The sequence below is a fragment of the Synergistaceae bacterium genome (assembly GCA_012521675.1).
Classification (GTDB): domain Bacteria; phylum Synergistota; class Synergistia; order Synergistales; family Aminobacteriaceae; genus JAAYLU01.
Genome location: JAAYLU010000100.1, coordinates 1 through 2,965, shown reverse-complemented (window position 1 = coordinate 2,965; position 2,965 = coordinate 1). Strand labels below are relative to the sequence as shown.

2 protein-coding genes are annotated in these 2,965 nt (G+C 56.1%); one reads left to right on the top strand and one right to left on the bottom strand.

The window, feature by feature from the left end; genetic code table 11:
* Positions 1–674: 674 nt before the first annotated feature.
* Positions 675–1,268 carry a hypothetical protein gene (locus GX181_09260; protein ID NLM72128.1) on the bottom strand — a complete coding sequence of 198 codons (594 nt, stop codon included), beginning with the start codon at positions 1,266–1,268 and terminating at the stop codon, positions 675–677.
* Positions 1,269–1,852: 584 nt separating this feature from the next.
* On the opposite strand from GX181_09260, the gene GX181_09255 reads away from it, so the two are divergent.
* The coding region (locus GX181_09255) for an IS110 family transposase (GenBank protein ID NLM72127.1) at positions 1,853–2,965 on the top strand (1,113 nt) is incomplete at its 3' end.

The window sequence follows — 2,965 nt, the reverse complement described above, 5'->3', positions numbered from 1 at the left end:
GAGAGAGGGAAAGGCCTACGGAACCGCCATCGGCGCGGTCGCAAGGAAGCTTGCCTGCGTGGTGTACTCCGTTCTCAAGAGACGGCGGCCTTACGAGGTGCGATTGAGCGCGGCGGCCTGATCCCGCGTTTCAGGCGAGACACCCGCCGCATACCGGCGCCCCGCAGGTGCGCAACGGGTTCCCTCTGTGCGTTTCTCCTGACTTTCAAGTCAGCGGAGCTGCTGGTATGTGCCCGTCCTCCGGTTGCGACGCCGACGGACTGATGTTATGTGTCCGTCGCTCGAGGTCATATTCTTGTGCCAAGGTTCGTGTCCGCAAATTGACCGATGGAAACTTATTATTGCGACTTTGTATTTTTCTCGTTTTGCCTCTTGACATCCGATAGCTGGTCTCGCATTCGCTCGGGATGACAGAGTGGCACGGTCTTCGGGATGACTGCATGCTGTCATCCTGAGGAGCGTAGCGACGAAGGATCTCGCCTTTATCGGCCTATCATCCCGAACGGCGCGCAGCTGCTTCTTGTCATCCCGAACGGTGCACAGCACCGGAGGGATCTCGCTTTTTGCGGACCGCCACCCCCGAGATCAACCCAGTGCATTTCATTCCCCGAGCAAAGGGCCGGCCTAACACCAGCCCCTTTTTTATTTGGCCTCGATTCTGTCTGTCTGATTCTTCATTTGATTATTAAAGCTTGTAGCTCTGCAGGAATGTCGGAGGGAGCTACGCTACTGTGACGGTGGACGGTTATATATTGCTCGTCCGTTGTCTTTTTGCTACAAGCTAATAGTAATGGCCCGGGTTTTATGGTTAACTTGCGAACGTCTTCTTTCAAAACAGTATTTGGAACGTAAAACCGTCCTTTGTAGGGTATAAAGCCAATTGACCCTATTGTCGTTCCAAGGAATGTATCGGTGTACAGCCGAAAGCCGCAGTCCGCGCTCTTTCCAATCATCAAGCTTTTATAGGGCATTGTAAGCAAGTGAGGCAGAACACGAAGTTTTAACTCTGTGGTTCCTATGCCGCTGAAGTAAATATCGTCGGCTTTGAGTCGACCTTTTAAGCAGCTTCGGTAAAAACCAACGGCCGAAAGGGTTCGACTTCTCAGGCCTGTTAAGTGCATAAAGTGGCGTGCGTAAAAAAGGGTTTGAATGAAGCCGATAGCAGTTGAGTCTCGGAAGGCTATCAGAAGGTTTGTGTCTTGAAGGGTGTCTTTGTAAGTTCTGGCAGAATCGTAAGCGATCTTGATGGCTTCAGGAATTGTTATCACTTGACTAAGCCTCTTCCGCAAAAAATAAGAAGGGGTACAATAAGACGTACCCCCTCCAATGGCTGATTTTATCGCCGTCCGCCGGCATCGGGCTCATATGTCCCAAGCGCATCATGGGTTTTTTCGTCGCCCAGCGACATCGGGCTCATTCGTCCCGAACTCTTTCGGATTTTAGGTGTCAGCCGCACCGAGCTGTCCGCTCAAAGAGAGTATAAGGTATTTCCGTGCAGCAGTCAATATTTCATAAAAATATTCTGCCTCTCTGTTGTCCTGACCTCTCTGTCGTCCTGAGCGAAGCGAAGGACCCAGAGACCCCGAGAGCACACCTCAGGATCCCTCCTAATATGTAGTCGTCGCACAAGAGGTGCAACAAGACCTCCTCAACTGCGATAATGGCATGCAGGCCGAGTATCGCCGTTAGATCCCTTGGGGGAAAACCTCGAATGCGAGACTGGTGCCTCGTACCTGCGGCCCTGCACGAATGAGCTGGATGTGGCGCCCGGAACATGCGGCGTCCACGCTTGTCGAAGGAGGTTGTGCGCCGCCGGAGCGCGAGGCCGCCCTGCAAAATCACTTGCACGGGGGTGTGCGAATTGATGTACATGGGCATCGACATCGGGAAGAAGCATCACGAGGCCGGAATCGTGGCCGCGGACGGGAGGAGAATGGGGAAATCTCTGCGCTTTTCCAACACCAAAGAGGGTTTCGAAAGGCTTCTCTCCTTCGTCGAGTGGCGTCTCTCCGGGGAGGAGGAGCTGGTGACGGGGATGGAGGCGACGGGTCACTACTGGCTCGCTCTTTACTCCTTCCTGTGCGAGAGAGGGTTCTCCGTCCGCGTCATCAATCCCATTCAGACGGACGGGTTCAGGAACTTCCACATAAGGGGCACAAAGACCGACTCCGTCGACAGCTTCCTCATCGCCGAGGCCATAAGGTTCGGCAACTTCGAGTCCACCCGCCTCGCCGAGGAAGACATCGTAAGCTTGAAGAACCTGACGCGCCTCAGGGAGTCCTTCAGGGACATGTGCTCGGATCTGAAGCGCAAGGCCGTGGCCGTCATGGACCAGGTCTTCCCGGAGTACGAGTCCGTATTTCCCGACATGTTCTGCCTGAGCTCCCGCACCGCCCTCAAGGAGTGCGCCGTCCCCGCGAAGATCAAGGAGATGGACCTGAACGTCCTGACCGGCCTTGTCGAGGAGGCCAGCAGGGGGCGTCTGGGGGAGGAGAGGGCCCGGCGGATCAAGGAGGCGGCAGCCTCGTCCATAGGAGTGAAAATCTCCGCCGACACCCTGGCGCTCGAGATGAGACTGCTCTTGGAGAGCATGGAGGATTTCGAGAAGCGGATAGCCGTGATCGACGGTAAGATAGCGGAGATCATGGCCGGGCTCGGCACCGAGATAGCGACTGTCCCCGGAGTGAGTCCCGTCACCGGGGCGGTCATGCTTGCCGAGATAGGAGACATAGACCGCTTCGACAGCCCCAAGAAGCTGGTCGCCTACGCGGGACTCGACCCGCAGCTGAAGCAGTCGGGCGCCTTCGAAGGAAACAGGACCCGCATCTCCAAGCGCGGATCTCCCTCTCTGAGGAGGGCCTTTTGGATGTCTGCCGTAGTCGCGGCGCAGACCGACCCCGTGTTCAAGGCGCTTTACGAGAAGAAGCGGAGAGAGGGAAAGGCCTACGGAACCGCCATCGGCGCG